This window comes from Streptomyces sp. SID5785, assembly GCF_009870065.1.
GTDB lineage: Bacteria > Actinomycetota > Actinomycetes > Streptomycetales > Streptomycetaceae > Streptomyces.
In genome coordinates, this window is the sequence record NZ_WWIA01000947.1 from 1 (window position 1) to 3,228 (window position 3,228).

Consider the following 3,228-nt stretch of genomic DNA (forward strand, 5'->3'; position numbering starts at 1 on the left):
GGTGCGGTAGTCGGCGTACGGGTCGCCGCCGCCGTAGGGGCTGGCGTCACCGGTGAAGGACGGTATGGCGGAGTCTGCGGGCATCGTCACTTGCTCCTCTCGAGCAGCGTGCCCCGCGGGGCGGTGAACTCGCCGTCCGCGACGATGCGTTCGCCGCGCAGCCAGGTGGAGCGGACCACGCCGTGCAGCGTCTTGCCGGCGTAGGCGGTGACGCGGTTGCGGTGCTGGAGCTCGGCCGGGTCGACGGTGAACGTCTCCTCGGGGGCGAGGACGGCGAAGTCGGCGTCGTGGCCGACGGCGATGGCGCCCTTGCGGTCGTCCAGGCCGACGAGCGCGGAGGTGCGCTCGGACATCCAGCGGACGACGTCCTCGAGGGAGTGGCCGCGCTTCCTCGCCTCGGTCCAGATGGCGGAGAGGCTCAGCTGGAGGCCGGAGATGCCGCCCCACGCGGTGGCGAAGTCGTCGGTCTTGAGGTCGGCGGTGGAGGGCGAGTGGTCCGTGACGACGCAGTCGATGGTGCCGTCGGCGAGCGCCTGCCACAGCAGGTCCTGGTTGGCGGCCTCGCGGATGGGCGGGCAGCACTTGAACTCGCTGGCGCCGTCCGGGACTTCCTCGGCGGTGAGCGTGAGGTAGTGCGGGCAGGTCTCGACGGTGAGCCGGACGCCCTCGGCCTTGGCGGCGGCGATCAGCGGCAGCGCGTCGGAGGACGACAGGTGCAGGATGTGGATGCGGGCGCCGATCCGCTTGGCGGTGTCGATGAGCCCGCGGATCGCGACGTCTTCGGAGACGCGCGGGCGGGTCGCCAGGTAGTCGTCGTACTTCGGCCCGCTGTGGTGCGGCGCGACGTCGAGCTCGTGCGGGTCCTCGGCGTGCACGATGAGCAGGCCGCCGAAGCCCGCGATCTCGGCCATCGAGGCGGTCAGCCGGTCCGCGTCGAGGTGCGGGAACTCGTCGACGCCGGACGGCGACAGGAAGCACTTGAAGCCGAAGACCCCGGCCTCGTGCAGCGGGCGCAGGTCCTTGACGTTGTCCGGCAGGGCGCCGCCCCAGAAGCCGACGTCGATGTGCGCCTTGCTCGCCGCGACCTCCTGCTTGGTGCGCAGGTTGGCCACGGTGGTGGTGGGCGGCAGGGAGTTGAGCGGCATGTCGACGAGGGTGGTGATGCCACCGGCCGCGGCGGCCCGGGTGGCGGTCCAGAAGCCCTCCCACTCGGTGCGCCCCGGGTCGTTGACGTGCACGTGCGTGTCGACGATGCCGGGCAGGAGCACGTCGTCCCCGAAGTCCTCGAGACGGGCGCCGGCCGGCACCTCGGCGTCGTGCGCGAGCACACCGACGATCTTGCCCGCGGCGACGGCGACCGTTGCGGGCCGCGTACCGTCGGGGGTGATGACGCGGGTCGACCGCAGTACCAGTTCGACGTCCGACACCCTGGACCTCCTCTTTTTCAACGTTCTGTTGAAGGAGTTTTCACTCCGATGTGCGAGCCGTCAAGGCTCTGGATGTTTCCACAAAGTGGAATTATGATTCCGATACGCAGAACGTAGCTACCCACGAACTTGGGGGTCAAGGGATCACCCGGCAGCAGACCGCCGGGTAGGCTGCACCATCGCTTGCCTGTCCTCGAAAGGAACGCGCCGTGCCGACGTCCAACGCCAGCACCACCGAGACCGCAAAGTCAGCGCCCACCGGTGGTGTCCAGTCCCTCGAGCGCGCCTTCGACCTGCTCGAGCGGATGGCCGACGCCGGTGGCGAGGTCGGACTGAGCGAGTTGTCGGCCAGCAGCGGCCTGCCGCTGCCCACGATCCACCGCCTCATGCGCACCCTGGTCGCCTGCGGCTACGTACGCCAGCAGCCCAACCGGCGCTACGCGCTCGGCCCCCGCCTGATCCGCCTCGGCGAGTCCGCGTCCCGGCTGCTCGGCACCTGGGCCCGCCCCTACCTGGCGCGGCTGGTCGAGGAGACGGGCGAGACGGCGAACATGGCACTGCTCGACGGCGACGAGATCGTCTACGTGGCCCAGGTGCCGTCGAAGCACTCCATGCGGATGTTCACCGAGGTCGGCCGGCGCGTACTGCCGCACTCCACCGGAGTGGGCAAGGCGCTGCTCGCGGACACCCCGGCCGAGGAGGTGCGGGCACTGCTCGCGCGCACCGGCATGCCGGCGGCGACCGAGAAGACGATCACCACACCGGACGGGTTCCTCGACGCACTCGAGGAGGTGCGGGGGCTCGGGTACGCCGTCGACGACAACGAGCAGGAAATAGGAGTCCGGTGTCTCGCGGTGACCGTGCCGGACTCCCCGACGGCGGCGGCGATCTCCATCTCCGGTCCCGCGGGTCGGGTCACGGAGGCGGCCACGGACAAGATCGTGCCGGTGCTTCAGCAGGTCGCGCGGGAGTTGTCGGCGGCGCTGGCCAGCACGGGTGCCGGGGCGGGCGTCTAGCCACCGGGTGCGGGTCGGCAGGCGCGGCCGGGCCGCCCCCGGGCGGCACCGGCGGCCCGACGGTCAGGCCACCCAGTGGGGCCGCCCCGGGGCGACCTCGCCCCCCGCCAGCCCCTCGGAGAGCCCCGTCGCGATGCGCCGCACCGCCTCCTCCGCCCGTTCCGCCGGCTGGGTGTAGGGGAAGCGCAGCCGGTGCTCGAAGGTCCCGGGGTCCGCCCCGAAGCGGGACCCGCCCTCGATCCGCACCCCGTGCCGCAGCGCCGCCTGCGCGAGCGCCGACGCGACCGGCCGGCCCAGATCCACCCAGAGCGACAGCCCGCCGGGCGGCAGCTGCCAGCGCCATTCCGGGAAGGTACGGCCGAGCAGCTCCGCCAGCCGGTCCCGCTGCTCCCGCAGGATCGGCAGCCGGCGGCGCAGGATCTCCTCCTCGCGCTCCAGGAGCCGGCCCGCCACGAGCTGGTCGAGCACCGACCCCGACATGTCGGCGGTCACCCGCAGCGTCGTCAGCTCCGTGATGAGCCGGGTGCCCGCGCGCACCCAGCCGACCCGCAGCCCGCTCCAGTGACCCTTGCTCAACGAGCCGACGGTCACGACCTGTTCGCCTCCGCCGCCGGTGGCCAGCGACCCGAACGGCGGCGGCGTCGGCACGTCCAGCGCGATGTCCGCCACCGTCTCGTCGACCACGAGCCAGGTCCCCGTCGCCCGCGCGGCCGTCAGCAGCCGCTGGCGCTGGGCCTGCGGCATGACCCGGCCCGTCGGGTTCTGGAAGTCGGGGATCAGGTAGA

At 72.3% G+C, this 3,228-nt stretch carries 3 protein-coding genes; 1 reads left to right on the forward strand and 2 read right to left on the reverse strand.

Annotation, left to right across the window (positions count from 1 at the left end):
• Nucleotides 1-86 precede the first annotated feature (86 nt).
• Nucleotides 87-1,427: an allantoinase AllB gene (allB, locus tag GTW43_RS30880; RefSeq protein WP_161305285.1), complete on the reverse strand. Its 1,341-nt coding sequence runs from the start codon at nt 1,425-1,427 to the stop codon at nt 87-89.
• A gap of 209 nt (nt 1,428-1,636) precedes the next feature.
• Here allB and GTW43_RS30885 point away from each other — a divergent pair, with 209 nt between their 5' ends.
• Complete coding sequence (locus GTW43_RS30885) at nt 1,637-2,443, forward strand: IclR family transcriptional regulator (protein WP_161303488.1); 807 nt, start codon at nt 1,637-1,639, stop codon at nt 2,441-2,443.
• A 63-nt stretch (nt 2,444-2,506) separates the two neighbouring features.
• Here the strand turns inward: GTW43_RS30885 and GTW43_RS30890 are convergent.
• Nucleotides 2,507-3,228: aminotransferase class I/II-fold pyridoxal phosphate-dependent enzyme (locus tag GTW43_RS30890; RefSeq protein WP_161305286.1), on the reverse strand; the 722-nt coding region annotated here is incomplete at its 5' end.